Here is a 24,099-nt window from a genome sequence, read left to right as displayed (position 1 = left end):
GTGACCGCGACCGCACCGGCCAAGCGCCCGACCCGCCGCCCGCCGCGCCCGGTGGTGCTGCTGCGCCCGGTGCCCGGGCGCTCACCCATCCACGAGTTGTGGGCCGGCACCAAACTGGTTGTCGTCTTTGGTATTTCGTTGTTGTTGACGATCTACCCGGGATGGGCGCCGATCGGGCTGTTGGCCGCGCTGGTGCTGGTGGCCGCTCGGGTTGCGCGCATTCCGCGTGGCGCGCTGCCGTCGGTGCCGCGCGGCTTGTGGATCCTGCTGGTCATCGCCGGCATCGTTACGGCGTTGGCCGGCGGTGCTCCGGTGGTCCACCTGGGCACCGTCGCCCTCGGGCTCGGCGGCCTGTTGAACTTCCTGCGTCTCACCGCGCTGTCGATCGTGCTGCTCGGTCTGGGCGCGATGGTGTCGTGGACCACCAATGTCGCCGAAATCGCGCCCGCCATTGCGACTTTGGGCCGACCGCTACGGCTGGTCCGGATACCGGTCGACGAGTGGGCGGCGGCGGTGGCGCTCGCGCTGCGCACCTTCCCGATGCTGGTCGACGAGTTCGGGGTGCTGTTGGCCGCTCGCCGGTTGCGGCCCAAACAGAGCGCGCCGACCCGCCGGGCCCGACTCCGGCGACTGGCAACGGAGGTCCTCGACCTGACCGTCGCGGTGGTCACCGTAACGCTGCGCCGCGCCGACGAGATGGGCGATGCGATCACCGCCCGGGGCGGCATCGGTCAGATCTCGGCGGCCCCGTCGCGCCCGAAACGGGCTGACTGGGTGGCGCTGTCGATCGCGGCGGTGGTGTGCGCGGCCGCCGTGGCGGCGCAGCTGGCGTTGGGCGGGTAGCCGGTTCTGGGTCAGAACCGCACCAGTGCCGGCACGTCCGCCGGCGCGCAACCGGGGATGCCTTCGGCCGCGCGCAGCAGGAAGTTGAGCTTTTCGATGCGTTCGCCCGAGCGCGGCGCGCCGTTTTTCTGGAACGGCGCCCTCAGTCCCACCGCCAGGTCCATGACGATATCGCCGATGACGCCGCCTGATCGGCCTGACGGGATCGCCAAAATAGAGTTCTGCGCGGCGTACTCGAAGCAGTCCAGTGCCTCGGCGATGGTCCCGACCTGATTGGGCTTGAGGATGAATCCCTCGACGGCTGAGGTCTTTACGGCCCGCGCAAGGCGGTCGCGGTTGGTGACGATCAGATCGTCGCCGAGGATGATCGAGCGGTCAATGCTGTGGACGGCTTTGGTGAAGCCATCCCAGTCGTCCCCGTCGAGCAGGTCCTCGATGAACACCATCGGGAAGTCCTCCGACAGGACCCGGGCGTAGTCGATCAGCGCCTCCGCGGTCACCCGCTCGCCGTTGAGTGGGTAGGTCTGCGAGTTCTTGTCGTACACCTCGCTCGACGCGCAGTCCAAGGCGAAAGCCATGACGTCGGCGCAGCCGGCACGCTCGACCGCCTCGGCCAACACCTCCATGACGACCCGGGGATCGCTGGAGGGAGCGACGTACCCGTAGGACGGCGCTATCAGTGGCGCGCGGCCGATCCGCTCGGCCAGCACGTCGCCCAGCACGCCGAACAAGGTCACGCCCTTCTCGACTGCCGATTCGATGGAGTCGGCGCGGTAGGGCATCACGAGGAACTCGTTGAACGGCTGGAAGACATCCCCGTAGCGGCCACCGTTGATCATGTTGAAGCTGGGTAACGGCACGGTGGTCGGCGGCTCGAGTCCCAGCAGAGCTCCGATGTAGGTATACGCGGGCAGGCCCGCGGCCGCGGACGCCGCGCGCAGCAGCGCGACCGAGGTGGAGTAGATCGCGTTTCCGCCGAAGCGGTGCTTGTCGGGCGTGCCGTCGAGTTCGATCATGACCCGGTCCAGGGTCCGCGGGTCGTCGAGTTCGGCACCGAGCAGAGCGGGGGCGATTTCGTCGGCCACGGCGGAGACGGCCCGGTGCACGCCCAACCCGTTGTATTCGGCCCGGTCTCCGTCACGCAGCACGAACGCCTCGTGCACACCGACCGAACTGCCGGTCGGCGACGCGCCGCGACCGACATGGCCGGTGTCGGTGGTGATTTCAACCTCCACCAGCGGCCGAGCCTTGCAGTCCAGCAGCTGGCGGGCGACCACGGATGCGATCTTCATCGGCGAACCCCCGCTACGCGACGGCGACCGCTGACGCCCCGGCGGGCTGCGTTTCTCGGCTGCGACCGCAGCACTGGGGATTGCCGCCTAACCGGTGAACCGATAGTCGTCGAGGTCAAAACGCCGGCTGCGCAGGTAGACCTCGAACGTGTTCGCGGGCCGCAGCGCCACATCGCCGTTCTTGTCGAAGTAGTAACTATTGGCGCCCTGGCAGCTGTCCTGCCAGAACACCTGCCGATGCCGACGGCTCAACTGCTCGGCGAAGTAGCGCGCATTGGCTTCTTCGCTGATCTCGACGCGGGTGGCGCCGCGCTGCCGGGCCCGCTTCATGCAGCGCACCATGTGGTGCGTCTGGGCCTCGATCAACGCGAAATACGACGAGCCGACATAGCCGTACGGACCCATCGTGGAAAAGAAATTGGGAAAGCCCGGGATCGAGTTTCCCTCGTAGGCCTGCGCCCGATTCTCTTCCCAAAACCGTTGCAGCGGCCGGCCGCCGCTGCCGGTGACGGCGAACGTCGGGGTGCTCTCAGCGTCGAAGACGTGAAAACCGGTGGCCAGCACCAAGACATCGATCTCGTGATTGGTGCCGTCGGTGGTGGCCACCGACGAGGGCGTGATCTTGTCAATCGGCTGCGTCACAAGTCGGACGTTGTCGCGGTTGTAAGTCGCCAGATAGCTGTTGTGGAAACCGGGCCGTTTGCAGCCGATCGCATATTTCGGGGTGAGCTGCCGGCGTACCGCGGGGTCGCGCACCTTCCGCCGCAGATACGCGCGGCCTAGTGACTCCATCCATTTGGCCAGCGGGTACACGGTGAAGTACTGGGCGGGCAGCGGAAAGGTCACCTCGACGTAGCTCTGGGTGAACAGCCGCTGCAACGTCTTGGCGCCGGGCAGCCGCAGCGCCCAGTGCGCCGGCTTGGGCAGCGCAACGTCGAACTTGGGAAAGCACCAGATCGGTGTGCGCTGAAATACGGTCAGCTCTTTGACAATTGGCGCGATCTGAGGGATCAGCTGCACGGCCGAAGCGCCGGTGCCGATCACGGCGACCCGTTTGCCGGTCAGGTCGAGATCGTGGTCCCAGCGCGCAGTGTGCACGGCGGCGCCGTCGAAGGAGTCGACGCCGTCGATGTCGGGTGGCTTGGGCACGGTGAGAACGCCGCTGGCGTTGTACACGAATCGCGCGGTGACTTCTCCGCCCGGATTGAGCTGGACTCGCCACAATGAGCGCTCGTCGTCGAACTCGGCAGCCAGCACCGTGGTGGTGAACCGGATTTTCGACCTGATCCCGTACTTGTCGGTGCAGTGTTCGGCGTAGGCCTTCAGTTCGCTGCCACGGGCGTAGGTGCGCGACCAGTCCGGCCGCTGCTCGAACGAGAACTGATACGACGCCGAAGGAATGTCCACGGCGATGCCGGGATAGGTGTTCCAGTACCAGGTTCCGCCGACCGCGTCGCCGGCCTCGACGATGAGGTAGTCGCCGAAGCCTTCTTGATCGAGTTTGACCGCAGCGCCGATGCCGGAGAATCCCGCACCGACGATCAGGCAGTGGTAATCGGGTCGATTGCCGCTCACTTATGCCTCCTTCGCGAACCGCCAGTCCGGTTAGTCGGTACCGACGGTACCGCGTTCTGGACGCGGAGTGAAGCTAATGCAGCGCCGCTTTCAGGGCGGCCAGGCCGCGGTTGGTCGCCTCAGCGGCGGCCGGGATGATCAGCGCGAAGCTGACGTAGCCATGCACCAGGTTGCCCTCGTTGCGCAGTTCGGCGGGTACGCCGGCGGCGTTCAGCAGCCCGGCATAGACGGCGGCGTCGTCGCGCAGCGGGTCGTGCTCGGCACTGCCGATGAAGGCCGGGGCCAGCCCGCAGAAGTCAGAGGCGTTGCAGGGCGCCAGCGCGGCCGGCAGCGTCTTCGGGTCGCTGATGTCCACCCCGGGCGCGTACCAAGTCAGGAATGCGTCGATGACGTCGCGGTTCAGGATCGGCGCGTCGGCGTTCTCGGTGAACGACGGCAGCGACAGGTCGGCGGTGATCGACGGGTACCAGAGCAGTTGGAACGCCAGCGCGGGTCCGCCTTCGTCGCGTGCCCGCTGGGCGACCACCGCGGCCAAGTTGCCGCCGGCCGAGTCGCCGGCGACGGCGATCCGGGCGGGGTCGCCACCGAGTTCGGTGGCGTGTTCGGCGGTCCACTGCAGGGCGGCCCAGGAGTCGTCCAGCCCGGCCGGGTAGGGATGCTCGGGTGCCAGCCGGTAGTCGACGGACACCACGATGGCGTCGGCGCCGACGGCGTGTGCCCGCGCGACCGGGTCGTGGGTGTCGAGGTCTCCCAGCGCGAAGCCCCCGCCGTGATAGAAGACGACGATCGGCAGGTTGCCGGGCTCGGACTGCGGCCAGTAGATGCGGACCGGAACGTCGGTGACGTCGCCGTAGCCGACGTTGCGGTGCTCGATGCGCAGATCCGGCAGCATCTCCGGCGGCGCTTTCAGCAGGCGTAGCCGCTCGCGGGCGGCCTCGACGCCGTCAGATACCTTGAACGTCATCGGGAATGCGTCGACCAGCGCCTTCAGCATCGGATCGATCTGCGGTCGGGTGGTCGGCTCCGTCATGGACTCACCGTACGTGCAGCGCCTGACGCAGCGCGGACAACCCACGGTCCATCGCCTCGGTGGCCGCCGGGACCACCCCGGCGTAGCCGAGATAGCCGTGGACCATCGTCTCGGCGTTGTGGACTTCGACGGGAACACCGGCGGCGGCGAGCAATTGGCCGTATCGCTTTCCGTCATCGCGCAGCGGATCATGCCCGGCCACTGCGATATACGCGGCGGGCAGGTCGGCCAGGTTCGCCGCCCGGCCTGGTGCCATGCCGACCGGGGGATTAAAGAGGTCGATCTCACCGGCGTAGTAGCGGCTGAACGCGGCGACGGCTGCGCTGTCCAGGACTGGCGCACCGGCGTTTTCGCTGAACGAGGGCAGCGACGAATCCCACAGCGTGGCCGGATACCACAACAACTGGAACGCGATCGGCGCGTCGTCCTCGTCACGCGCACGCTGCGCGACCACGGCGGAGATGTTGCCACCCGCCGAGTCGCCGGCAACTGCGAGCCGGCTGGCGTCTGCGCCGAGCTCGTCGCCGTGTCCGGCGACCCATAGTGTTGCGGCCCAGGCGTCGTCGATCGCGGCGGGGTAGGGATGTTCGGGCGCCAATCGGTAATCGACTGACACCACCACCGCCGAGGCGCCGACGGCGTGCTGACGGGCCGTCCCGTCGTGGGTGTCCAGGTCGCCGACGACGAAACCGCCGCCATGGAAGAACATCACCACCGGCGGAGCGGCGTCATCGGTTGGCGGCCAGTAAATCCGGATGTTGAGCGGACCGCCCGGCCCGTCGATGGCGCGGTCTTCTACCCGAAGCTCGGTATGGAAGCTGCGCCGTGGCAGTTCACGCAGCGCGCGGCGGGCCGCATCGACCCCGTCGTCGGCGGATAACCGGAACGGGACCGCGTCCAGTACCTTCTGCAGGATGGGATCGATGGCGGATCCGGGGTCGGCGACGCTGGGCATGCAGACACCGTACGCACCGCGGGTCATGCTCGGCGCCTGGGTCGCCGCCGGTTGGGCCGGTGTCGCGTACGGCGTTTTCCTGACCATCGTGGCGCTGCGCTTGCCGCCCGGGATCGAGCTGACCGGGCAGTGGGGCGCGCAGCCGGCGTTCAAGGCCTCGATGGCGCTGTTGCTGGCTCTGGCGGCCGCCGCGCATCCGATTGTCCGCGAACGGCGCTGGCTGATGTTGGCGCTGCTGTTCTCGGCGGTCGGCGACGTGCTGCTGGCCGTTCCTTGGTGGGCGGCGTCCTTCGTGCCCGGATTGGGCGCATTTCTGTTGGCGCACTTGTGTTTCCTGGGCGTGCTGCTGCCTTTGGCGAGAGGGTCGGGTCGGTCGCGTCCCCGCTTGATCGCCGTCGCGTTGGTGTGCGTCGCGTGCGTGGCGCTCCTGACGTGGTTCTGGCCGCAACTGGGCCGTAACGGCATGACGATTCCGGTCACGGTGTACATGCTGGTGCTGGTCGCCATGGTGTCGGCGGCGCTGCTGGCGCGGCTGCCGACACTGTGGACGGCGTTCGGTGCGGTGAGCTTCGCCTGGTCGGACGCGATGATCGGGACCAGCCGATTTGTCCTCGGCACCGAGGCGCTGGCAGTGCCGATCTGGTGGACGTATGCGGCGGCGCAGGTGCTGATCACAGCGGGCTTCTTCTTCGGCCGCATGTCGACCAGTTCTGCTACACCTGGCGAGTGACCACGCGGACTCGGCAGGCCGCCGCATTCGAGCCGATTGCCCGGGTGCTACCGATGCTTTCGGTGCCGCACCTGGACCGCGAGTTCGACTATCTGGTGTCCGAAGAGCAGTCCGATGACGCGCAGCCAGGTGTGCGGGTCCGGCTGCGGTTTCACGGCCGGCTGGTCGACGGATTCGTCTTGGAGCGCCGCACCGACACCGACCATGTCGGCAAGCTGGCCTGGCTGGACCGGGTGGTGTCGGCCGAGGCGGTGCTCACCCCGGAGATCCGCCGGCTCGTCGATGCCGTCGCGGCGCGGTATGCCGGCACCCGCGCCGACGTGCTGCGATTGGCGGTTCCGCCGCGGCACGCCAAAGTCGAGCGCGAAAACCCATTGGCGCCAAAGCTTTCCGCAGTGGCCGAGGTCGACCGGACCGGGTGGGAGGCCTACGGCAGCGGCGCTCAGTTCCTGACGGCGCTTGCCGCGACGCGCGCCGCCCGCGCGGTGTGGCAGGCGCTGCCCGGCGAATCGTGGGCCGACCGGTTTGCCGAAGCTGCCGCGCAGACCGTGCAGGCCGGTCGCGCGGTGCTGGCGATCGTTCCGGATCAGCGCGACGTGGACGCGTTGTCGCGCGCCGCGACGGCGCTGCTCGACGAGGCGGGGGTGGTGGCTTTGTCGGCGGGCCTGGGTCCGTCTGCGCGCTACCGCCGCTGGCTGGCCGCGCTGCGGGGCAGCGCACGGCTGGTGATCGGCACCCGTAGCGCGGTATTCGCGCCGGTGCGCGATCTCGGTCTAGTCATGGTGTGGGATGACGGCGACGACACCCTGTCCGAGCCGCGGGCCCCCTATCCGCATGCGCGGGAGGTGGCAATGCTGCGCGCCCACCAAATGCGTTGCGCCGCAATGATCGGGGGATACGCCCGAACCGCCGAAGCCCAGGCGCTGGTGCGCAGCGGCTGGGCGCACGACCTGGTGGCGACGCGGGCGGTGGTGCGCGCACGAACCCCGCGCGTGGTGGCCCTCGACGACGGCGGGTACGCCGAAGAACGCGACCCGGCAGCGCGTACCGCCCGGCTGCCGTCGGTGGCGTTGCGCGCCGCTCGGACCGCGCTGCAGGCCGAGGCGGCGGTGCTGGTTCAGGTGCCGCGGCGGGGCTACGTTCCCTCGTTGGCCTGCGCACGCTGCCGGACGATCGCCCGCTGCCGGCATTGCACCGGCCCGCTGTCGCTGGACGACCGGCATCCGACAGCGCCGGTATGTCGCTGGTGTGGCCGCGCGGATGCCGCGCTGCGCTGCGGCGCTTGCGGATCGGACGCAGTGCGCGCCGTCGTGGTGGGCGCCCGCCGGACGGCCGAGGAGTTGGGCCGCGCGTTTCCCGGCACCCCGGTGATCACCTCCGCGGGTGAAGCCATGGTGTCCGAGGTCGATGACCGCCCGGCCTTAGTGGTCGCCACGCCCGGCGCCGAACCGCGCGCGGCCGGCGGGTACGGGGCGGCGTTGCTGCTGGACAGTTGGGCGCTGCTGGGCCGCCAGGATCTACGCGCGGCCGAGGACACCCTGCGGCGGTGGATGGCGGCCGCATCGCTTGTCCGATCCCGGGGCGACGGCGGAGTCGTGGCCGTCGTCGCGGAGGCATCCGTGCCGACCGTGCAGGCGCTGATCCGCTGGGACCCGGTGGCCCACGCCGACGCCGAGTTGGCCGCCCGCACCGAGGTCGCGTTGCCGCCGACTGTGCACATGGCCGCGCTCGACGGCCCCGGCGCAGCGGTGACGATGCTGCTCGAGGAGGTCCGTCTGCCGGACACCGCCGAGTTGCTCGGGCCAGTTCCGCTGCCGCTGGGAGTCCGCCGACCGCCGGGTATGGCGGCCGACGAGCCGGTAAGCCGGATGCTGGTGCGGGTGGACCGCGAGCAGGGTCTGGCGCTGGCCGGGGAGCTGCGTCGTGGCGTCGCCGTGGTCAGCGCCCGTCAGGCCCACGAGCCGGTCCGGGTGCAGATCGATCCCCTCCATATCGGCTAACACACCGTGTGTCGGCGCGCGAAGACCATGTTTTCCATGCGACGATGCGAGTGTCGGCCGAGCGCCAATGACGACTACCGGTCTTTCTTTCCCGTGTCGAGGGAGGTCAGATATGGCAACAATCGCAGACACCACCCGGATTGGACGCTGCCTGGTGTTCGTGCGCGATCACCTCAACCAGGCCCGCGCTGCCGGCGATGAGATCCGGGCCATGCAGTGGCATGCGGTGATGGACGAGTTCATCGACGCGTGGCCGCGGTCGGCGTGATCATTGATCCCCTCCAGCGCGCCGAGACGGGCTGCATCCGTCCCGGTGATCGCTGGTGGGCGGGTTGGATCGGACCCCGTGAAATCCATGTCGTCCCGATCGATGATGTGCAGCCCCATCGCGTCGAGGAATGTGGCTGCGAGCCGGAGATCACGGTGCACGTTGCAGGCGATGGGTTTTCGTCGTGGCGGGTGATACACGACAGCTTCGATCGCCGCGAACTCGGCGAGCAGGCGGATTAGTCACGTGTGGCGGCCCGCTTCCTGAACAAGCTGCACGCGGGACGTGAGGCCGAGCTTGGTGTAGACGTGCGTGAGGTGGGTCTGCACTGTACGGGGTGAGACGAAAAGCCTTGCCGCGATGTCGTTGTTGGTCAGCCCTTCACTGACCAGTCGCACGACGTCAAGTTCGGTGGGCGTGAGTGACGCCCAGCCGCTGGCCGGGCGTTTGCGTTGGCCGCGGCCGCGTTGAGCGTAGGCGATCGCCTCCTCGGTGGACAGGGCCGCTCCTTCGGCCCACGCGGAGTCAAAGTCGTTCTGACCCAGCGCCTCTCGCACCGCCGTCACCGAGGCGTCGTAGTCGGCGTCATAGATCTTGAACCGGACTGAGTCAATACGTTGCCGGATGCTGGATGCCGCAGCGAATAGGCGGGCGGCTTCGCGATTGCTGTCGTCCTGACCGGCCAGAGTGGCGAGGCACTCCAGGATGTCCGGGACGAACAGGTACGCCTTGACTTCGGCAGCACCCGCGAGCGCGTCCTGCGCGTCGCGCTCGGTCTGCTCCGGCTCACCGTCTGCTATCGCTACCCTGGCGCGGGTGGTGAGCGCGTCCGACAGGAACGCGCCCGAGTTCAAGCCGATGAGCGATGGATCGTCCACCACCCTGAGTGACTTTCCGGGTTATGAACTGGGCGGCACCTGGTCCGACAACGGCAGAACCAAAGCTGTTGCGCAGAAAACGGTCGTCATTCCGGCCGGCGGCGCGCTCTATCTGCTGCGACTCAACGCTGACTGCCTCGAAGACCAGGTAGATAAGGCGCTGCCTGCGACGATCACCATCGACGAGAAGACCAAGATCACCGCATAGGCGTGACGCTTGGTGTCTGACCTATGGGGGTACGAAGGATTCGTTTTTCACAGTGCGACAAGGTCTTTCGCAGCGGCAGGTCCACGATGTTTTGGCCGGCGGACTGATTTCACAGCTCGCCGAAGACGACAAATAGCGCGTAGGCTGTGGCCGTGACAGACCCGATGCCACCGGCCGTCGGCCGGCGTCACCTCCTCGGAATCTCGATATCCGCAGTCAGCGTGATTGCGCTGTCGGCGTGCGGCAGCACGCCACCCAAGCCAGGCCCAACTCAGGCCGGCGCACCCGACGCACAGGATGTGCCAGTTACGCCACCCGAGGATCTGATGCGCGAGCATGGCGTGCTCAAGCGCATCTTGCTGATCTATCGAGAAGGCATCCGCCGCCTGCAGGCTGACGAGCAGGATCTATCGCACGCGCTCAATGCCAGCGCAGGCATTATCCGAAGTTTCATCGAGGACTACCACGAACACCTCGAAGAGCAGTACGTCTTCCCCAAATTGGAACAAGCAGGGCGGCTGACCGATATCACCAGTGTGTTGCGTACTCAGCACCAGCGTGGGCGCGCGCTCACGGATCGGATGCTCAGTGCGACCGTTGGAGCGACTGCGCTTGATCCACCCGCGCGAGAAGCGTTGGTGCACGACATGTCGGCCTTTATCCGGATGTATGAGCCGCATGAGGCGCGCGAAGACACCGTCGTATTCCCGGCTTTGCGGGATGTGCTGGCGCCTAGGGAGTTTCGTGACCTTGCTGAACGCTTCGAAGACGAGGAGCACCAGCGGTTCGGTCAGGCCGGCTTCCAAGGCGTGGTGGAAAGGGTCGCCGATATCGAGAAGAGCCTCAGCATCTACGACCTGAGCGAGTTCACCCCGACGTGACTAGGGTTTGTCCGACTTGGTCAATTCATTGCCCCACACCGACTGGGCGCCGGAGTCGCCGATACGGACCACTTGCACGATGGCGGCGGCGCCCACCGCGATCGCGAGGACGACCACCAGCACGCGGACGACGGACCCGGGTTGGGTCGCTCGGCCTTCGCGCCGGTGCAGCAGTGCCAACACCACGGCGACGACGAGCAATGCGATCGAGAAGTAGATCAGCCGGCTACCGCGGTCGGCGTGGGTGTTCAAGATGTCGCGGTGATGGTGTTCCTGCTCGTAGAGCCACCCGCCGGCATCGGCGGTAATCGGCGTCAGCACGGTCGTGACCGCGGCGAACGTCAGCACAAGCCAGACTAAGCGCCGCCGCGCTGCCGGCCACAGCGCGCACAGAATTTCCAGCAATGCCGTCAGCGGCACTAACACCACCAGAGCGTGTACGAGCAGCACGTGGGCGGGAAGCCCCGAAATCGTGGTCAACGTCAACGCGCGCTCCTCAGCCAGCTAGTTTGATCGTTTGCCGCGACTACTTCCTACACTGTGCCGGTGCGCCTCGTCTTTGCCGGAACCCCCGAACCCGCGCTGCCCGCGCTCCAGAGTCTGATCGACTCACCGCGCCACGAGGTGATCGCAGTGCTCACCCGGCCCGACGCCGCGTCGGGCCGCAACGGCACACCCAAGCCATCACCGGTCGCCCGCTTGGCTCTGGAGCAACACATCCCGGTGCTGCGACCGGAGCGGCCGAACTCAGCCGAGTTTGTCGCCGAGCTGTCGGAGTTGGCGCCTGACTGCTGTCCGGTGGTGGCTTTCGGAGCGCTGCTGCGTGACGACCTTCTGGCGGTGCCGGCGCGCGGATGGGTGAACCTGCACTTCTCGCTGCTGCCCGCGTGGCGCGGGGCGGCTCCGGTTCAGGCGGCGATCGCCGCGGGCGACACTGTCACCGGCGCGACGACGTTCCAGATCGAATCAGGCCTGGACTCTGGGCCGGTCTACGGAGTCGTCACCGAGGCGGTGCGCCCGATCGACACCGCCGGGGATTTGCTTGACCGGCTGGCCATTTCAGGGGCCGGGTTAATGTCTGCAACGCTCGACGGCATCGCCGACGGGACGCTCACGGCGGTTTCGCAGCCGGTCGATGGCATCAGCGTTGCGCCGAAGATCACCGTCGAGCAGGCGCGGGTGCGCTGGGACCTTCCGGCCGAAGTCGTTGAGCGACGCATCCGGGCTGTCACGCCGAATCCGGGGGCATGGACCCTGATCGGCGACCTACGGGTCAAACTTGGACCGGTATATCTCGACACCGACGGGACGACTCTCCCAAAACCATTGGCAGCCGGTGAGATTCACATGGATCGCCGCAATGTGCGAATCGGCACCGCGTCGCAGGCGGTGCGCCTCGGCCAGGTTCAGGCGCCGGGCAAGAAGCTGATGAACGCCGTCGATTGGGCCAGGGGAGCCCGTCTCGACGCCGAGGTGCGCGCATCATGAGCCCACAGCAGGGGAAGCCGCGCCGTGATCGGTCCGCTACGCGCAACTCCCAAGGATCACCGCGGCGCAAGCAACTGGATCCAGCCCGTCGTGCCGCGTTCGATGTATTACAGGCCGTCCGTGAGCGCGACGCCTACCCGAACCTGCTGTTGCCAGTTCTGTTGCGCGAGCGCGGAATCACCGGCCGCGATGCCGCCTTCGCCACCGAGTTGACCTACGGCAGCAGCCGAGTGCGAGGAGTGCTGGACGCGATCATCGGCGCCGCGGCCGACCGGTCGCCGGACACCATCGACCCGGTGCTGCTCGACCTGCTGCGGCTCGGGGCGTATCAACTGCTGCGCACCCGCGTCGACGCGCACGCCGCTGTCTCGACCACAGTCGAGCAGGCAGCCGTCGAATTCGACTCGGCCCGAGCAGGTTTCGTCAACGGCGTGCTGCGCAAGATCACCACCCGCGACGAGCAGTCCTGGCTCGAGGAGTTGGCTCCCGACCGATCGGTCGACCCGGTGGGCAACGCCGCGTTCCTGCATGCACACCCGCGCTGGGTCGCACAGTCATTCGTCGACGCGCTGGGCGCCGCCGCTGGCGAGCTCAGCGCGGCACTCGCCGCCGACGATGCCCGCCCCCAGGTGCATCTTGCAGCCCGGCCCGGCGTGCTGACCGCCGAGGAACTGGCCGCGGCCGTCGACGGCAGCGTGGGCCGGTACTCGCCGTACGCCGTGTACCTGAACGCCGGGGATCCCGCGCAGATAGCGGCGGTGCGCGACGGCCAGGCGCTGGTCCAGGACGAAGGCAGCCAATTGGTCGCTCGCGCACTCACTCTGGCACCGGTCGCCGACGATGCCGGCCGATGGCTGGACCTGTGCGCCGGTCCCGGCGGAAAGACTGCGCTGCTGGCCGCGCTGGCTGCCGGGTCGAGTGCCCGGGTCACCGCGGTGGAACCCGCCGAACACCGCGCCGACCTCGTCGTCCAGAACACTCGCGGCCTCCCGGTCGACGTCGTACGAGTCGACGGGCGCAGCAGCGGCCTCGACCCCGGGTTCGACCGGGTGCTGGTCGACGCACCGTGCACGGGTCTCGGCGCTCTGCGGCGGCGCCCCGACGCGCGGTGGCGGCGTCAGCCCGCCGACGTGCCGGCGCTGGCCCGGCTGCAACGCGAATTGCTGGCTGCCGCGATCGCGCTGACCCGGGCCGGCGGCGTGATTCTGTACGCGACCTGCTCGCCGCATCTGGCCGAGACGGTCGGCGTGGTCGGTGACGCGCTTCGCCGGTATCCGTTGTGCGCGTTGGACACCCGGCCGCTGTTCGAGCCGGCCACTGATCTGGGTGACGGCCCGTACGTCCAGCTGTGGCCGCACCGCCAGGGCACCGACGCGATGTTCGCCGCCGCGTTGATCAAGTCGGACGGCTAGCCCCCAGTAAGGTGACGTTCATGTCAGGCAAGACCGACCGGGCGCTGATTGCACCGTCGATACTGGCCGCCGATTTCGCCCGGCTGGCCGAAGCGGCCGCCGACGTGGAAGGCGCGGACTGGTTACACGTCGACGTGATGGACGCGCACTTCGTACCGAACCTCACGCTCGGGCTGCCGGTGGTGGAAAGCCTGTTGGCCGCCAGCGACATTCCGATGGACTGCCACCTAATGATCGAGGATCCCGACCGCTGGGCCCCGCCGTATGCTGAAGCCGGCGCCTACAACGTCACGTTCCACGCCGAGGCGACCGACAACCCGGTCAGCGTGGCGCGCGACATCCGCGCCGCCGGCGCCAAAGCCGGGCTGAGTATCAAACCCGGCACGCCGCTGGACCCCTACTTGGACATCCTCAAAGACTTCGACACGTTTCTGGTGATGTCCGTCGAGCCCGGTTTCGGCGGCCAGAAATTCATCCCCGAGGTGCTGAGCAAGGTGCGCGCGGTGCGAAAGCTCGTCGACTCCGGTGAGTTGACGATCCTGGTCGAGATCGACGGCGGCATCAACGCCGACACGATCGAGCAGGCCGCTGAGGCCGGGGTCGACTGCTTCGTCGCCGGATCGGCCGTTTACGGTGCCGATGACCCGGCCGCCGCGGTCGAGGCATTGCGGCGACAGGCCGGTGCCGTGTCACCGCATCTGCACCGATGACTGACCCGGCTCTGGGCTATGAAGCCGCCATGCGGCTGGCGGTCGAGCAAGCCGATCTGGTCAAGGGAAAGACGTATCCGAATCCGCCAGTCGGAGCGGTCATCTTGGACCGTGACGGCCGAGTCGTCGGCGTCGGCGGCACCCAGCGAACGGGCAGCGCCCACGCCGAGGTGATGGCGTTGCGCCGAGCGGGACAACTGGCGGCCGGTGGAACCGCCGTGGTCACCCTGGAACCCTGCAACCACGAAGGCAAGACACCGCCGTGTGTCGACGCACTGATCGACGCCGGCGTCGCCACGGTCGTCTACGCGGTCAGTGACCCGAATCCGACTGCCGCCGGAGGCGCGGCGCGGTTGGCCGCGGCTGGTGTGGACGTCATCGGCGAGGTGCAGGCCGATCTGGTCACGGCCGGACCGTTGCGCGAATGGCTGCACAAGCAGCGCACGGGCCTGCCCCACGTGACGTGGAAGTGCGCCACCAGCATCGACGGCCGCAGCGCAGCCGCGGACGGCTCGAGTCAATGGATCACCAGCGACGCCGCCCGTGCCGACGTGCACCGTCGACGCGCAACTGCCGACGCGATCGTGGTGGGCACCGGCACGGTACTCGTCGACAACCCGACGTTGACCGCCCGCCTGGCCGACGGCAGTCTCGCGGATCGCCAGCCGATGCGGGTGGTGGTCGGAATGCGCGACATACCCTCGGAGGCAAAGGTTCTCAACGACGACTCACGCACGATGGTGATTCGCACGCACGAACCGGCCGAGGTGCTCAAAGCAATGTCCGATCGCACCGACGTGTTGCTCGAAGGTGGCCCGACACTCGCCGGAGTCTTCCTGCGGGCGGGGTTGATCGACCGCATCTTGGCCTACGTCGCGCCCATCCTGCTCGGCGGACCGATCAGTGCGGTCGACGACGTCGGGGTACCAAGCATCGCCCGAGCCCTGCGCTGGCGCTACGACGGCGTCGAGCGCGTCGGGCCGGACCTGTTGCTGAGCTTGGTGCCGCGCGACTCCGCGGTCAGGAATGACCGCCCAGGCGCGGGATGAGCATCGGCACGCGGCGCCGGTAGTCGCGGTATCGATCCCCGAAGACGGTGATCAGGTCGCGTTCCTCGAATTGCACGGCAAGCAGGATGTATCCAGTCATTGCTGCCGCAAAACTCAAGTGTCCCAACGTCATCGAGGGCGCAGCCCAGAACGCCAAGATGAAGCCGGTGTAGATCGGGTGCCTGACCATGTTGTACAGGAAGGGCGTCGAGAACTCATGCTCGGCAGGACGCCGGCCGGTCAACCGCGCGAACACCTGACGCAGACCGAACAGGTCGAAATGATCGATGAGAAAAGTACTGACCAGCACCATGAGCCAACCGACGGCGCTGACGGCGATCAGTAAGGCTCGCCAAGGCTGGGTGGTCACGTGCCAGACATCGACGGTGACGGGATGCCACGCGACGACCAGAACGATCAGACACACGTTGGTGGCAAGGACGTAGGTGGATCGTTCTGCACTGGGCGGGACGACGCGGGTCCACCAGCGCTTGAAGGCGGGCCGTGCCATCAGACTGTGCTGCACACCGAACAGCATGAGCAGCGCCGCATCGATCATCAACGTCGCGACCGTGGCGGCGCCGTCGCCGCCGCGATCGATACTCTTCCCGATCAGCGCGACACGACCGACCGTGACGTCGGCGTTGGAGACAAACCCGATCAGGTACAGGAATACGAGAAGAAAAAGGCCGTAGACGAGCACGCCGTAGACCGCGACAGCAACACCACCCGCGGCACTGCCGGCGGGTCGCGGCGCAGGCCCACTGCTTTGGCTCACAGCGCTATTGTCCTCCAGGGTGCTGAGCTTGGTGCCGCGATAGACGCAGAGCGCCGTCCCGGAATCGCGGCACCAAGCTGATCAGCCGGCCAGACCGCTCTTGATGGCGGCGTCCTGCTTCTGGCCGATGTCTGTGGCGAACGCGGGCGGCACGGCGTCGTCCGGCTTGCCGTCAAACTCAAGCGTGACAAAGGCTCTGCCCTCGGTGAAGATCAACACCGTCACCGACTTAGAGCCGTCCGGTGAGGCTCCCTGCACGATCGTGCCGCCTTCGCCGACGGCGGCAGGTTGCGGTTCTCCGCCGGTCACAGCGCTGCTGAGCGCCGACTTCGCACCGTCCAGGGCGGTCGCGGCACCGGCCGAGTCCGGCAAAATCATGATGGTGTCGCCGATTTCACGCGTGTCGCCCTGGTTACTGAAAACCGCTGCAACACCCTCTTTTCCGTTTGGGTTCTCGGTCGGAGGGGCCACGCTGAAGGTGTCACCGGGGAGCGCGATGTCTTCGGGCTTGATCAACAGCTTGGCGTAGCCACCCGACGCGGTGTCCGACGAGCTCGGTTCCGAGCTGGCGGAACTCTTGGTGGTGGCCGACGCTGACGACGACGTTGCCGCCGGTTTGTCCGACTTGCTGCTGCAGCCCGTCACGGACAGACCCACCACCAGCACGGTAGCTGCCGTCACGCCCGCTACCGCGATCATCGGGGTTTTCATCAATGCGCTCCTTGTCGAGTAGCCCGTCCGTCCCGCCGTGGGGTGCGAAACGCTTCCGGGGTTGCTGGCACCGTAACTGATGCCCGGCTGTCGATGTCGATAGTTATTGGGTTTTTACGGTCGCAGTTAACCTAATATTTACATTTATTGCAACACAAAGTGCTCCTTTCACATGCAATACTTCGCCCGATTCATCCATCTCAGATGCCTGAAAGGCGGACATGGCTCACTCGATTTCGCGGACTTTATTTGTCGCTGGTGCAATTGCAGGCACCCTGATCGGCGTCTCGGCCTGCTCGAGCGGCCCGAAGATGGTGAGCAAGGACGACATCGCCAAGCAGATCACCACCAAGATGACCGACGCGCAGGGCAACAAGCCGGATTCGGTCACCTGCCCGGACGGGCTGAAAGGCGAAGTGGGCGCGCAGCTGAACTGCGGGATGAAGATCAAGGGGCAGGACTACAACGTCAACGTGACCGCTACCAGCGTGAAAGGCGACGACGTCGAGTTCGACATGGTGGAAACGGTCGACAAAAACCTGGTCGCGAGCAAGGTGAGCGAGGGGCTCACCCAAAAGGTCGGGCAGAAGCCGGACGCCGTGACGTGCCCTGACAACTTGAAGGGCACCCCGGGTTCGACGCTGCGCTGCGACCTCAAGGACGGCGGCCAGACTTACGGCGTCACCGTAACGGTCACCGACGTTGACGCCGGCGACGTGCACTTCGATTTCAAGGTCGACGATCAGGCAAAACAATAGACGCAATCGTTTTCCAATAGATTTCCAAACACCGCTGCGTATGGTCTTCGCGCCAGCATGCATAAATGGTGGCTCTAGAAGGGCGGCTGATGCCGGCAATTAATTGGTATTCGCGCGCGGCAGTGTTTGCTGCGGCGTTACTGCTGGCATGTGCCGGCTGCAGCTCTGGCAAGTCGTCGACACCGGCGAGCAGCGCCAACAGCGCGGCTGATTCGGTGCAGATCCACGGCGATGCCTCCGACCCGGTGAACAAAATCGTCGTAAAGGCGATCGCCGACCTGCAGACGTTCTGGGGTGGCGAGTTCCCCAAGCTGTACGGCCATGACTACACACCGGTGAAGGGCGGCTTCTACGCGGTCAAGCCGTCGTCCGGACAGCTGGCGCCGTGCGCGACGGCGGCCTCCGACATTTCGGGTAACGCGTTCTACTGCTCGAAGGCCGACGACGTCGCCTGGGACATCGAGCAGTTGTTGCCCGATCTGCGAAAGCGTTTCGGCGACTTCGTCATTCCGGTCGTGTTGGCCCACGAGTGGGGCCACGCGATCCAGGCCCGGGCCAACTTCCAGGGCCCGACGGTGGTCAAGGAGATCCAGGCCGACTGCTTCGCCGGAGCCTGGGCGGCGCACGCGTCCAAGAGCGACGCGTTCAAGCCCAGCGCCGACGACCTCGACAACGCACTGGCTGGCTTCCTGTTTCTGCGCGACGAGCCCGGCACCGAGAAGCGTGACCCGCAAGCGCACGGCAGCGGGTTCGATCGGGTGAATTCGTTTCAAACCGGGTTCGACAATGGGGCGGGGGCATGCAAGGGCTATAAGGTCGGTGACCCGCCGGTGGTCGAGATACCGTTCAACAGCGCAGCCGATGTGGAGAGCGGGGGCAACGCGCCCTACCAGGACATCATCACCGGCGTGCCCACCGACCTGGAGGATTACTGGTCGCAGGTCTTTCCCAAACTGACCGGCCAGCCATGGGCGCCGCTGCAACCCGCCAAGGCGTTCAACCCGGCCGATGCGCCCACCTGCGGCGGTCAGCCCACCGCCGACTATGTCCTCTTCTACTGTGTCCCGGAGGATTACGTCGGGTTCGACGCGGTGAAGGCGATGCCCCAGATCTACGACCAGGGCGGTGATTTCGCCGTTGCCACGCTGATCGCGACCCAGTACGGATTGGCAGTGCTCTCGCACGGCGGTCAGGACGCCACCAACAAGCTCACGTCGCTGCGTGCGGACTGCATGGCCGGTGCGTGGGCGGCCAGCATTCTGCTCGAGGACCGCCCGGAGAGCGGCTTCAAGATGTCACCGGGTGACCTCGACAAGGGGATCACCGCGCTGATCGTCTTCCGCGGTTCCGGTGACGTCGAGCGGCAAGGGCATGGTTCGGTTCGCGTCGACGCGTACCGCGATGGGGTGATGAACGGTGCCAAAGCCTGCGTGACCCGCTGACCGTGTTCACACTTCTGGGGTTCTCCATGGGTTTTATGGCTCTGGGTGCCGTAGTTGCGGTGGTCGAAGTGCTGATGAGCGTGTTAGTGATCGCATTCTGCATCTACGCGGCTCTGGCGCTGACCGGCGTGGTGGTGTTCAGCGTGATTGGCATCCGGCGTGTGCTCGCGCGCCGCCAAAACGGGCAAGGCCGCCCAAGTGGGCAAGGCGGACAGGCCCAACCCAAGACGACGCAACGGCAAGGCGCATTCAACGAGGCAGGCCGGTTTCCCTGATATGACAACGCACGAATACCCGTACTCGGACGAGGATTTCCCCAACCGGCCGCCGGGCCCCGGTTACCCGCCGGCATACCCGCCGCCCCCCGGTTGGCCGCCAATGGCCGTGGATGCCTACGGCCGTCCACTCTCGGACCGAAGCAAAGTCACCGCTGGTCTGTTGGGCATTTTCTTCGGATCCCTCGGTCTCGGCCGGTTCTACCTCGGCTATGCCGGGATGGGTATCGCGCAGATCGCGGTGACCTGGTTGACCTGCGGCATCGGCGGGTTATGGCCGTTGATCGATGCCGTCATGATTCTGACCGGCAAAGTGCAGGACGCTCATGGCCGTGTTCTGCGCGACTGAGAAAGTGGCTATTCCGCCGCTACGGCGCTGACCACGGTGATGGGTTGTCGCACGGATTCGGTACCGGGACTGGAGAATCCGGCGTAGCACATCGTCGCGTTGACGAACCAGCGCATCGAGGAGTTGACGGCGCTGGCGCTGGGAGCGGCGTCCACGGGCAGCTCCGTCTGAAACGGCAGTCGCACCGGTGTGCCTTCCCGGAGTACGAGGTGCTTTTCGAGCTGCACGGTCCGCCCGCTGGCCACTTCATCGAATCCCGGTGTGCGAGTTCGTGGATGGGAGTCCCGCTGCCACTGCCACCTCACGCGGACGTCACCCGGCGGAAGAATCTGGCTTGGCGTGACAATGACCGCGCCCTTGATCGTCTCACCGGCCCGGAACACCGCTCGCGGCAACTCGATATCGAGCCGGGATGCTGCACCACCGGTGACCTGTTCCAGCACCCCGACATCGTTCGGGGCGTCGTTAACGCCGGTGACCACGCTGAATTCGGCGGCTTCGTCGATATCGACCCCCCGACGCTGTACGACCAGACGACACGACCAGCCGGCGATCTGGGATGACGACGCCGGCGCCCAGGAGGGAATCCGAAATGTCGCCGATCCCTCCGTGAATTCGGATGTCGGCGTGGGTATCTCAGCTGCGAAGATACCGATCCATTCCTTGGTGTTGCGATCGGTGCCGTAGGTGGTGCCCACATCCTCGGTCAACCACATCGCGCTGGTCGCGGCGGTCGCCGCCGCGTCGGCGTGCCCGGCCCACCGGTACCGAAAGAAGTTGTCGTAGCCCAATTCGATTCGTGCCGAGGTCACGTCGCGGATGGGTTTGGGCGAGCTCACCCGCACGTCGATCGACTGACACGGTGCGACGACGGATGGCGATACGGTGACCTGCGCGCGGGCCGAGCGTAGTAGACGTCGCACTATTTCAGTTGGCTCGCGGCGTAGTCCTCGGGACGGTTCTTCTTCATCCACGCCCGGACGGGCCAAAATAGCATCCACAGAACGGAATACACCGCGTAGTAGACCGCCGCCGAGACCAGAACCCCGAAGACCCAGGCTGGGTAGATGAGGATGAGGCAGAACTGCAGAAACTGCTTGATCACGACCGGGTAGCCGTCGGCCTGGGACAAGACGAAACGCGGGCTCATCGAGAGCAGAAGGCGCCGGCCCGTCGATGTTTCCGCTTCTGCCTCAGCCTGAGCCGCACTGACGTCGCGGCCCCGCTCGGCACGGGTCAGTCCGCGCTCCGGTGGCGGCGGTTCGCTGGTGGTCATCGGCCAATCTCCTTTACCCGGCTGTCTGAGGGCGCATTCGTAAGCCGCGAGGCTAGCCAGGCCGAATTGGATCCTGATTGGAGCGGCGGGACTCGGACTACCTGTTGGCGGCCGCGGCAACCGCGGCGCGGCGCGACAGTTGCTCGTCCCACGCGTGTTCGCCGGTGGCATCGCCCACCGCGCGGGCGCGCGCCAGCAGTTGTTCTGCGTGGTCGACGCGGCCGTGGTGGTTTTCGATCTCGGCGAGCAGCCCCAGGAAGAACGGCGTCATGACTACGCTGCCGTCGTGGGTGTAGTCGTCGAACGCCTCGAACGCGACCTCGGGATCGCCACCGCCGCCCGAAAGGGTCTGAGCCCAAACGCTGATCATCAGAGCGCATGCCGCCCATTGGGGAGAGCCCGCGGCGAGCATCTCCTGATACACGTCGTCTGCCGCGGCGACCGTGCCGTCGGTGACACCCAGGATCGCGTCGATTTCGACCAGCGCCAACTTGGCGGCGAGGACATCGAAGTGGGCCCGCCGGCTCTGCGCCAATTCCAATGCGACCAGGCGCTGCCGGTGAGCGCCCGCTCGGTCGCCGCGCAGCGCCCTGCCCAGAGCCAGCCAGCAGTACACCCGTGGATGGAAGAACACCAGCGGGTCGGCAACCGTCTCAGGTGGGGGAAAGCGCGCCATCATGGCTCCGGCGGCCGCCTCCTGCGCGTCGAGTTCGCCGCGAAGCGTGTGCAGCATGACCGTGACGAAGTGACTCGACAGGCCGATATCAGGATCGCCGGACGCGGCGTACTGCGCAGCCAGCCCGCTGGCCAAGGCCTGTGCTTCGTCGAGACGTCCACGCACACACAGCATGTAGCACTGCATGGCGACCGCGCCGTGGTAGTGCCGGCCGCTGGCGTGTTCGCCGATGTCGAACGCGCGTTGGACGGCAGCGGCGGCCGCCGGGCTGTTCTGGCCGTCCAGGATTGCGTGCGCACCGGCCAAATGCAGCCAAAGCGAGGCCTGGCGTTGCAGCGGTTCGGGTTTGGGCGGAAGCCGGCGGCACACCTGCAGCGCATGTTCGGCGAGGATGGCGATGTCGTCGTACGCCGAACGGGTCAGCGCGCGCTGGATCGCGATTTCGTAAATCTCCAGCGCGGTCTCGGGATTGAGCTCGGACCCGGCTTGCCATGCGTGGTCGGCGACGGAGATGACGTCCTCATAGGCGGCGGTCGCGACACCCGCGGCACTGTTGGCGGCGATGGACGCATGCACTCCGGCCCGTTCGGAGCCGGGAATCTGTACCAGAACGGCGTCGTGCAGCAGGCCATGGCCGAACCGGTAGCAGCCCGGGCGGTCGGCGACCTCATCCAGGAGTCCGGTTTCGTATGCGGGTCGTAACCGGGCTCGGACGGTCGACACGGACAGGTCGACGACGTCGGCAAGGTCGGCGATGTCGAACTCCGGGCCGATCACCGCGGCGGCTGCCAGCGCCCGCCGGCTGGGTCGGTCGAGGTGGCTCAGCCGCTGGCCGACCATGCCCGCGAGTCCCGCAGACACGTCGTCGCTATGACCGTCGGACACGTCATGCAGTCGATCGTGGGCAGCCAGGACGGAGACGAGTTCCCGGATGTACAACGGGTTTCCACCGGTGCGGTTCCACACATACTGCGACACTTCGTCTTTGGCCGCGGTTCCGGCCAGCGCATCGACGAGCGCGGCAGCCGCATCCGGCCCGATTCCGTCGAGGTGGATGGACCTCGCGGCCTCCAGTCGGACCAGCCGCTCCAGGGTGGACCGATTGACCGGTCGGCCGCTGCCGAAATACGTCCAGTTCGCAATCACCTGGATCGGAGCGCGGCCGAGCTGCGCGCTCAGGACGGACAACGCATTACCGGATGGCGGGTCGGCAAGGTGAAGATCGTCGAGAACCAACAGCAAAGGGCGAATGGTCGACAGCTCGCATACCGCGGCGACCACACCTTCGATGAGCGCGAAACCGGTCGCAGCCGCACGCACACCCGAGCTCAGGGTGTCCCGATCCGTCCATTCCGGGACCAGCGCATCAACCACACCGGGGCCTACGCGTCGCACCGCTTGCCGGCCGAGCTCGCCGAGTTCGTCACCGAGTCGGCGTAAGAGCTGAATCCACGTCCACATCAGTGGCAGCCGGATGCCAGGGGGGTGCGCGGCCCACGCGACCGCCATCCCGGCTTGCTTCGCTTGCGCCGAAACAGCTTGCGCAAGAGCGGTTTTACCAATTCCGCTGTCGCCGGTGAGCAGAATCAGGCCGCCGGATCCCGCGCGGGCGCTGCTCAGCGCGGCGGTGATGGTGTTCAGTTCCGAAGCGCGCCCGACAAACGGTAACTTTCCGTGCGGGTCGGGTCCGGGGGAGACGGCCGACTCAGCCGGCGGAGGTGTGAAATGGAGGTCGGGGGATTTCTCGCTGATCTTGCGGTAGAGGGTTTGCAGCCCGTCGCCGGGTGACGTGCCGAGTTCGCGATCCAGCGCCACCCGCGCCCGGTCGAAGGCGCGGATGGAGTCGGAGCTGCGGCCCGCCCGGTACAGCCCGACCATCAAGTGGCCCCACAGCCGTTCCTCGGTCGGATCGGACGCGATGGCGGCCTCGATTTCGGGCACGAGGTCGCCCCCGTCGCCGGACTGCAGGGCCGCGTCGAACCGGGCTTCGATTGCTGTGTGGCGCAACGCGATATAGCGCGTCGCATCTGCGTGTGCGAAGTCGCGATGGGTGAACTCGCCGAAAGGATCGCCTCGCCACAACGTCAGTGCGGTGCTGAGCTTCTCGAAGGCGTCCGCCGCCGCGCCTCGGACGAGTGCGGTCCGGCCGTCCTTGACCAGTGCTTCGAACCGGTGCAGATCGACAGAGTCTTCGTCAAGCAGGGTGAGCTGGTAGCCGTAGGCCCGAGAGGCCAGCCGCATTTTCGCCGGAGAGCCGGTATCCGGCGACAGCGGCAGGATGCGGCGCAGATTCGTGACGTAGGCGCGCAGCGAGGCCAATGCCTTGGGCGGGGGTGTGTCGTCCCAAACGGCATCGATGAGCCGATCGACGCTGACGACCGTGCCATGGTGGGCCAACAGCACCGCCAGGACGCAGCGCTGTTTCGGGCCGCCCAGAGGCGCTACTGCCCCCCCGACGCGTGCACCTACCGCGCCGGACAGCTGGTATTCGACCATGTCCCCAACCACGAGCGAA

General features: G+C 66.9%; 26 protein-coding genes and 1 pseudogene. 16 read left to right on the top strand and 11 right to left on the bottom strand.

Translation table 11 applies throughout. The features are described from left to right. Entirely contained in the window at positions 1 to 843 is an 843-nt protein-coding gene (locus tag ACQY5A_RS09860) for a CbiQ family ECF transporter T component (RefSeq protein ID WP_428340190.1), read from the top strand. 11 nt (positions 844 to 854) lie between these two features. Here the strand turns inward: ACQY5A_RS09860 and eno are convergent, their stop codons facing one another. The 4 genes from eno to ACQY5A_RS09840 form a co-directional block, all read right to left on the bottom strand. After that, positions 855 to 2,135: a phosphopyruvate hydratase gene (gene eno, locus ACQY5A_RS09855; RefSeq protein ID WP_428340189.1), complete on the bottom strand. Its 1,281-nt coding sequence runs from the start codon at positions 2,133 to 2,135 to the stop codon at positions 855 to 857. Positions 2,136 to 2,222: 87 nt separating this feature from the next. Continuing rightward, entirely contained in the window at positions 2,223 to 3,710 is a 1,488-nt protein-coding gene (locus ACQY5A_RS09850; RefSeq protein WP_428340188.1) for a flavin-containing monooxygenase, read from the bottom strand. A 73-nt stretch (positions 3,711 to 3,783) separates the two neighbouring features. Then, positions 3,784 to 4,740, bottom strand: a complete 957-nt coding sequence (locus ACQY5A_RS09845; protein ID WP_428340187.1) for an alpha/beta hydrolase — start codon at positions 4,738 to 4,740, stop codon at positions 3,784 to 3,786. Between the two features lie 4 nt (positions 4,741 to 4,744). Next, complete coding sequence (locus tag ACQY5A_RS09840; protein WP_428340186.1) at positions 4,745 to 5,695, bottom strand: alpha/beta hydrolase; 951 nt, start codon at positions 5,693 to 5,695, stop codon at positions 4,745 to 4,747. Here ACQY5A_RS09840 and ACQY5A_RS09835 point away from each other — a divergent pair. The 4 genes from ACQY5A_RS09835 (at position 5,694) to ACQY5A_RS09820 (ending at position 8,935) form a co-directional block, all read left to right on the top strand. After that, on the top strand, positions 5,694 to 6,425 hold the full coding sequence (locus tag ACQY5A_RS09835) for a lysoplasmalogenase (protein WP_428340464.1): 732 nt from the start codon (positions 5,694 to 5,696) through the stop codon (positions 6,423 to 6,425). The genes ACQY5A_RS09840 and ACQY5A_RS09835 overlap by 2 nt on opposite strands. A 53-nt stretch (positions 6,426 to 6,478) precedes the next feature. Further along, complete coding sequence (locus ACQY5A_RS09830) at positions 6,479 to 8,425, top strand: primosomal protein N' (RefSeq protein WP_428340463.1); 1,947 nt, start codon at positions 6,479 to 6,481, stop codon at positions 8,423 to 8,425. 112 nt (positions 8,426 to 8,537) lie between these two features. Continuing rightward, positions 8,538 to 8,693, top strand: a complete 156-nt coding sequence (locus tag ACQY5A_RS09825) for a hypothetical protein (protein WP_325685422.1) — start codon at positions 8,538 to 8,540, stop codon at positions 8,691 to 8,693. After that, positions 8,675 to 8,935: a hypothetical protein gene (locus tag ACQY5A_RS09820; RefSeq protein ID WP_428340185.1), complete on the top strand. Its 261-nt coding sequence runs from the start codon at positions 8,675 to 8,677 to the stop codon at positions 8,933 to 8,935. Before ACQY5A_RS09825 ends, ACQY5A_RS09820 begins: the two co-directional genes overlap by 19 nt. On the opposite strand, the pseudogene ACQY5A_RS09815 reads toward ACQY5A_RS09820, so the two are convergent. Continuing rightward, positions 8,936 to 9,529 (bottom strand): annotated as a pseudogene (locus ACQY5A_RS09815) (helix-turn-helix transcriptional regulator); the annotation flags it as partial. Positions 9,530 to 9,551: 22 nt separating this feature from the next. Between ACQY5A_RS09815 and ACQY5A_RS09810 the strand changes: the two are divergent. Both ACQY5A_RS09810 and ACQY5A_RS09805 read left to right on the top strand, forming a co-directional pair. Continuing rightward, positions 9,552 to 9,779: an LpqN/LpqT family lipoprotein gene (locus ACQY5A_RS09810; protein WP_428340184.1), complete on the top strand. Its 228-nt coding sequence runs from the start codon at positions 9,552 to 9,554 to the stop codon at positions 9,777 to 9,779. 164 nt (positions 9,780 to 9,943) lie between these two features. Further along, positions 9,944 to 10,660 (top strand): hemerythrin domain-containing protein, encoded by a 717-nt coding sequence (locus ACQY5A_RS09805; RefSeq protein ID WP_428340462.1) that lies wholly within the window; start codon positions 9,944 to 9,946, stop codon positions 10,658 to 10,660. Here the strand turns inward: ACQY5A_RS09805 and ACQY5A_RS09800 are convergent, their stop codons facing one another. Next, complete coding sequence (locus ACQY5A_RS09800; protein WP_428340461.1) at positions 10,661 to 11,140, bottom strand: DUF2231 domain-containing protein; 480 nt, start codon at positions 11,138 to 11,140, stop codon at positions 10,661 to 10,663. A 66-nt stretch (positions 11,141 to 11,206) separates the two neighbouring features. Between ACQY5A_RS09800 and fmt the strand changes: the two genes are divergently transcribed. The 4 genes from fmt to ribD are packed head-to-tail and all read left to right on the top strand — an operon-like array spanning position 11,207 to position 15,319. Further along, positions 11,207 to 12,148: a methionyl-tRNA formyltransferase gene (gene fmt / locus ACQY5A_RS09795; RefSeq protein ID WP_428340183.1), complete on the top strand. Its 942-nt coding sequence runs from the start codon at positions 11,207 to 11,209 to the stop codon at positions 12,146 to 12,148. Further along, positions 12,145 to 13,560 carry an RsmB/NOP family class I SAM-dependent RNA methyltransferase gene (locus ACQY5A_RS09790; protein ID WP_428340182.1) on the top strand — a complete coding sequence of 472 codons (1,416 nt, stop codon included), beginning with the start codon at positions 12,145 to 12,147 and terminating at the stop codon, positions 13,558 to 13,560. Before fmt ends, ACQY5A_RS09790 begins: the two co-directional genes overlap by 4 nt. A 20-nt stretch (positions 13,561 to 13,580) precedes the next feature. Next, positions 13,581 to 14,270 (top strand): ribulose-phosphate 3-epimerase, encoded by a 690-nt coding sequence (rpe, locus tag ACQY5A_RS09785; RefSeq protein ID WP_428340181.1) that lies wholly within the window; start codon positions 13,581 to 13,583, stop codon positions 14,268 to 14,270. Next, entirely contained in the window at positions 14,267 to 15,319 is a 1,053-nt protein-coding gene (gene ribD / locus ACQY5A_RS09780) for a bifunctional diaminohydroxyphosphoribosylaminopyrimidine deaminase/5-amino-6-(5-phosphoribosylamino)uracil reductase RibD (protein WP_428340180.1), read from the top strand. The genes rpe and ribD overlap by 4 nt, the downstream gene beginning before the upstream one ends. On the opposite strand, the gene mddA is transcribed toward ribD, so the two are convergent. Both mddA and ACQY5A_RS09770 read right to left on the bottom strand, forming a co-directional pair. Further along, complete coding sequence (gene mddA / locus ACQY5A_RS09775; protein WP_428340179.1) at positions 15,291 to 16,097, bottom strand: methanethiol S-methyltransferase; 807 nt, start codon at positions 16,095 to 16,097, stop codon at positions 15,291 to 15,293. The genes ribD and mddA overlap by 29 nt on opposite strands. Before the next feature lie 81 nt (positions 16,098 to 16,178). Then, positions 16,179 to 16,613: a hypothetical protein gene (locus ACQY5A_RS09770; protein ID WP_428340178.1), complete on the bottom strand. Its 435-nt coding sequence runs from the start codon at positions 16,611 to 16,613 to the stop codon at positions 16,179 to 16,181. Between the two features lie 25 nt (positions 16,614 to 16,638). On the opposite strand from ACQY5A_RS09770, the gene ACQY5A_RS09765 reads away from it, so the two are divergent. The 5 genes from ACQY5A_RS09765 to ACQY5A_RS09745 all read left to right on the top strand — a co-directional run bounded on the left by ACQY5A_RS09765 (position 16,639) and on the right by ACQY5A_RS09745 (position 19,632). After that, a complete protein-coding gene (locus ACQY5A_RS09765) occupies positions 16,639 to 16,830 on the top strand; it encodes a hypothetical protein (protein WP_428340177.1) in 192 nt (63 codons plus the stop codon). Between the two features lie 199 nt (positions 16,831 to 17,029). Beyond that, positions 17,030 to 17,566 carry a DUF4333 domain-containing protein gene (locus tag ACQY5A_RS09760; RefSeq protein ID WP_428340176.1) on the top strand — a complete coding sequence of 179 codons (537 nt, stop codon included), beginning with the start codon at positions 17,030 to 17,032 and terminating at the stop codon, positions 17,564 to 17,566. Positions 17,567 to 17,631: 65 nt separating this feature from the next. Beyond that, complete coding sequence (locus tag ACQY5A_RS09755; protein WP_428340175.1) at positions 17,632 to 19,008, top strand: neutral zinc metallopeptidase; 1,377 nt, start codon at positions 17,632 to 17,634, stop codon at positions 19,006 to 19,008. 26 nt (positions 19,009 to 19,034) lie between these two features. After that, complete coding sequence (locus tag ACQY5A_RS09750) at positions 19,035 to 19,283, top strand: hypothetical protein (protein ID WP_428340174.1); 249 nt, start codon at positions 19,035 to 19,037, stop codon at positions 19,281 to 19,283. A 1-nt stretch (position 19,284) separates the two neighbouring features. Continuing rightward, positions 19,285 to 19,632 carry a TM2 domain-containing protein gene (locus ACQY5A_RS09745; RefSeq protein ID WP_428340173.1) on the top strand — a complete coding sequence of 116 codons (348 nt, stop codon included), beginning with the start codon at positions 19,285 to 19,287 and terminating at the stop codon, positions 19,630 to 19,632. A gap of 8 nt (positions 19,633 to 19,640) precedes the next feature. On the opposite strand, the gene ACQY5A_RS09740 is transcribed toward ACQY5A_RS09745, so the two are convergent. The 3 genes from ACQY5A_RS09740 to ACQY5A_RS09730 form a co-directional block, all read right to left on the bottom strand. After that, positions 19,641 to 20,471 (bottom strand): hypothetical protein, encoded by an 831-nt coding sequence (locus ACQY5A_RS09740; protein WP_428340172.1) that lies wholly within the window; start codon positions 20,469 to 20,471, stop codon positions 19,641 to 19,643. 83 nt (positions 20,472 to 20,554) lie between these two features. After that, positions 20,555 to 20,908, bottom strand: a complete 354-nt coding sequence (locus ACQY5A_RS09735; RefSeq protein WP_428340171.1) for a hypothetical protein — start codon at positions 20,906 to 20,908, stop codon at positions 20,555 to 20,557. 97 nt (positions 20,909 to 21,005) lie between these two features. Continuing rightward, positions 21,006 to 24,080 carry a BTAD domain-containing putative transcriptional regulator gene (locus ACQY5A_RS09730; RefSeq protein WP_428340170.1) on the bottom strand — a complete coding sequence of 1,025 codons (3,075 nt, stop codon included), beginning with the start codon at positions 24,078 to 24,080 and terminating at the stop codon, positions 21,006 to 21,008. Between the last annotated feature and the right edge of the window lie 19 nt (positions 24,081 to 24,099).

Origin of the sequence: Mycobacterium sp., assembly GCF_965277065.1 — a bacterium.
In the GTDB taxonomy this organism is placed as follows: Bacteria; Actinomycetota; Actinomycetes; order Mycobacteriales; family Mycobacteriaceae; genus Mycobacterium.
Note: the sequence above shows the minus strand (reverse complement) of the source record. Positions and strands in the feature narration are given on the sequence as shown.